1 protein-coding gene and 3 pseudogenes are annotated in these 4,534 nt (G+C 32.8%); 1 reads left to right on the top strand and 3 read right to left on the bottom strand.

The features are described from left to right. Both ACFILL_RS08720 and ACFILL_RS08715 read right to left on the bottom strand, forming a co-directional pair. Positions 1–462, bottom strand: a pseudogene (locus ACFILL_RS08720) (hypothetical protein); the annotation flags it as partial. 610 nt (positions 463–1,072) lie between these two features. Next, positions 1,073–1,739, bottom strand: a pseudogene (locus ACFILL_RS08715) (hypothetical protein). Between the two features lie 1,515 nt (positions 1,740–3,254). On the opposite strand from ACFILL_RS08715, the gene ACFILL_RS08710 reads away from it, so the two are divergent. Beyond that, positions 3,255–3,899 (top strand): hypothetical protein, encoded by a 645-nt coding sequence (locus ACFILL_RS08710; RefSeq protein ID WP_375643778.1) that lies wholly within the window; start codon positions 3,255–3,257, stop codon positions 3,897–3,899. Positions 3,900–4,051: 152 nt separating this feature from the next. Here ACFILL_RS08710 and ACFILL_RS08705 read toward each other — a convergent pair. Beyond that, positions 4,052–4,534 (bottom strand): annotated as a pseudogene (locus ACFILL_RS08705) (type ISP restriction/modification enzyme); the annotation flags it as partial.

Below are 4,534 nucleotides of genomic sequence, written 5' to 3'. Positions count from 1 at the left end.
ATAAACGCGTGCATAACTAAAAACCGTAGCATCATAAGAAACATGCGCATGGTCATAAATATGAGCATCAGCAAGAATGCGGGCACTACCATTCACATGAGCATTACCATAAATACTGCCATAAACATGAGCATTGCCATAGACCTCAGCATTGTCATAAACTTGACCACGAACGATAGCGTTGTCATTAATTTTTGCATTGCCATAAACATGAGCATTTGCACCGAAAACCCATGCATCATCATTAACAACGGCATTGCCATAAACTTTAGCATTTCTATTAATACAAGCATTATCATAGACCCAGCAATTGCCATCATGAGAGAGATTGCTTTCATTTTCGATAAAACCACCTAAATCACCAGTCTTTACATCAGCAAAATCTCTAATGGCTTTAATGCGGTGTAAAGTATGACCAGCCACACAACGTGTTTCATTCGTAAATTCGTATTTTTTTGTTATAGGTAAAGAGACACAAGCGTCATCAGAAATTTGAGATGCAAGATTAATCGTTTTATTGTCTTCAATACGTGTATACCAATTAATAAAAGCATTCCCATAGACTTTTGCATTGTCTCTTATAACAGCCTTATCACATACAGCGGCGTTATTAAAAACACGAGCATGTTTGTAAACAAAAGCATATCCAAAAACCAAGGCATTATCATGTATTTTTGCATTGTCATAAACACTAGCAAAATCAAATACCTTTGCATTATCACAAACCGTTGCATTATCGAAAACACTAGCATAATTAAAAACAGTAGCATTATCAGAAACAAGAGCATTATTATAAACACAAGCCTCATTAGCTACCCAGCAATTACCATCATGTGATAAGTTACTTTCCTTTTCAATAAAGCCGCCGAGGTCGCCCGCCTTTACATCAGCAAAATCTCTAATGGCTTTAATACGGTGTAAAGTATGACCAGCCACGCAACGTGTTTCATTAGTAAATTCGTATTTTTTAGATACAGTTATAGCGTTCATAGGTAACTCCCTAAGTTCATATTTGATAAATTTAAAAATGAAATGTTTTAAAGAGGGGCGCCCCCGCCGCGCCTAGTGTTAATTACATTGCCTCGTCATAATACTCATGACGGTAATAATCATCATCACTTCCAAATCTTGGAATTGCTTCATCATGAATTTGATCATATTCAGTTAAAGAGGCAGCGCTATGAACACAAGAAGAACCTGATACATAAGAACCACAAACCACGGCATCATCAACGACATAGGAATCATCACAAATATAAGCACCATCACTTATTTTAGCATTGCCTCCGACATGAGCATTATCACAAATAACAGACATATCAGAAATATGAGCATGGCCACTTACACGGGCGTTATCATAAATTTTAACATTCCCTTCGATGATAACGGCATTTTCAACATGGGCATTGCCATAAACCTCACAATAATCATTTATTGCCATAAATACGTGCATCGCCATAAACGTCTACAAAAAAGCCTTTGACTTTAGCATTGTCATAAACCCTTGCATTTTCAAAAACACGCGCTTTGTCATACACCCAGCAATTACCCTCATGAGATAAATTGCTTTCTTTTTCAATATACCCCCCGAAATCGCCAGCTTTGACATCTCCAAAATCTCTTAAAGCACGAATGCGATATAAGAAATGACCAGCTACGCAATCCATTTCACTAGTAAATTCATATTTTTTGGATATTTTTTTCTTATTAACGGGGGTGTTGTTTGATATATTTGTCATAATTAAAACCTTAACGTAAAATTGTTTGTTATTGACGCTCTTAACAAGCATCGGGCGCTAACAAACACGGCGTTAAGTCCGTTGCTTACACTTTTCCCATAAGGGTATTGTATGATGTAAGCACACCCGACAGAGTCATTATATGCTAATTAACACATAAAAAACAGCCAGTATTTTAAAAACATAGGAAAGGTTGTATCGTAACCTATCCGCTTAACGTAAAGTGTTTGTTAATCACTTGATTATTTATATAACAAAATACGTATTTATTGTCAATTAATATTTTATCTTTTTTGATATTTTTTTTGTATTTTTTTAATTGCATTATGTATTAATTTTATCATGTTCTTATGAAGAGCTTCTTTTATATTTATATGCTTTTAAAGCTATATTATGGGCGTTCTTAAACGATTGCGTTATGTTTTGAACTATACATTTATAATATTTAGAAACGCTCTCATAATGCGTTTTTTTTATCTTTATAACCTATCAATTTTTTTACTAAATGAATTTTATTTTTTTTGTGAATTTTGTTTATAACACGTTTGCAACTTAACAGCTTTTTATAGAGATGATCTTGATAACCAACGCTTTCATTTGTATTTTTGCTTTATTCAAATAAAGCTACTGTTTTTACGCATTCTCTATAGTTGTTATGTTCTTTATAGCCATGGCATCATTTTTCATGTTCATAAGAGAAATGATAAATAGGATAATTGCGATTTATTGTCTGTTATGAAAACACTTATGAAAACATCTCAATAGAAACTGATAATTATAGAGATTAGCAAAATCCTTTTTAATAGGCTTTTGTTATTTTGATTAGTTCTTTTTAAAAGATAAAATTATATTTTTAGTGAGTGATTAACACGTGTCTTATGAAAAGCGTATGAAATTAAAAATTGATTACGTTATCAAAATCCCTTTTATGCATTTTAATCAGTTCTTTTGAATGATAACCTTATGATTTAGAGAATGATTACAACGTGCTTTATGAAAATCATGTGATTCTTTAAAGCTTTTCAAAAGATAGCTTGTAACTCATAAGAGATGCTATCAAGATCATTATGGTTATGAGTTTTGACGGGTTTTTGAGTTTTGAGGGTTGCCCCTTTTAGATAAAAAAACGATAAAAATTAAAAATGTTATTTTTCAATATGTTAATATTTTATAGATCTTAAAAAAACAACCCATATTGATAATATAACCTCTAAATTCAATCAATAATATACGTTTTGAGGGAGGGGTGACGGTTTTTACACCTTCAAAACCTATAAGCAAAATGAATATACATAACACACTTTAAACAAAGCTTTTGATAACAATAAAGCTATCCATTTTAGATTACGGTATAACCTCTTAAAGGCAATGTAAAAAAATCTAATTCTATTTAAGAGTGGATTTCTTAAATTTTGCAAAACAATCTAAAAAATTATTTAAAAGTTCAAATCGTATCTTTAATTTGAATTATAAATACATTATTAGACTTTTGATATTAATCAAAGGTTTATGATTATGAAGTTTTTTATTTTATTTTGTTTGTTAATACTCACAGCTTGTGGTCCTTGGGATAATCAAGTAACACACTTGACCGGAATTGTTGATCCAAACTACAAGGGACGATTTCAAACCAAAAAGGTGGTTATAGGAGGTGTTGGCATGTCTATTTTTGAGCAAAAAGAACTTGAAGACACCTTTGAGAAATCCCTCGTTAAATACAATGTACAGATATTGAGAGGATTAGAACTTTTCCCTCCAACTCGTAATTATTCCTATAACGAGAAAGAGAAAATTATAACAAATAAAGGCGCAGATGCACTCCTAATAGTTAGCGTTGATAATCGTGATATATCACAGACGTATATCCCGCCAACATATCATCCAGGAACCTCTACAAGTACTATTTCGGAAGTTGGACACTTTACTACCATAAGAACTGTAACGACACCAGGTTATGTGAGCGGTGGACATAATATTAGTAAGCCCGGCATAAGCGTTAGTGTTTACCTTATTCACAATACAAAAAACAAAGAAACCATATGGCTAGCAAAAGGCTCTAGCAATGGAAATGCTTTTGCATCATTTTCTAATCTTATAGTAAGCGTTGCAGAAACAACTGTCGAGAAACTAGCCAAAGAGGGGCTTATCGTCCCAAAGTAGAGTATCTAAAAGTGCAAGTTTCTTCTTTTTAGAATAACGCATATTAAGATTATATGTAAGCAATGTATAAAGGGGGTATAGGAACCTATAGGTATAAGACCTTATACCCCTTATGCGTTTAGCATACCCATTATGTGAGCATGCTTTATAAGTTATTCAGTTTCTCTTATTTCTAATTTTGGTAAGTTCTTAACAATTTTCATTGTTTCTAAACTTACAGTGATAACCCTTTGAAATAACTCTAGAGGGTAGGCAGGGTTGCCAACGGTTTCAACAGCATAGCGATTGGCATCATTCACAATACCACTCTTTTTATCTGTTTTTACACATTGACGCCCCATAAACCATTCAAGAGCAGGCTTGCCATTGACGATATACTCATAAGCTTACTTAGGGATATCTGTCATGATGATATTGCTATTATAAATAACAGTTGATTTATTCTTTTCCTTACTATCCTTAATTTTTGCAAATTTCATTTCAGTCACATAATAGAATTTTTCGAGATTAGAGATATCAGTTAATTTTGGATTACCCTTTTTAAAGGTCACAGGATAAGGCTCTACAGTTTCATAATTCACGTGCAAATGCCCCAGTTTACGCCCTACTGTCACAAATTTCCAAAAATCATCAGC

Origin of the sequence: Bartonella sp. AP20NXHL, from assembly GCF_042196165.1 — a bacterium.
Classification (GTDB): domain Bacteria; phylum Pseudomonadota; class Alphaproteobacteria; order Rhizobiales; family Rhizobiaceae; genus Bartonella.
This window is presented reverse-complemented; position numbering and strand designations above follow the sequence as displayed.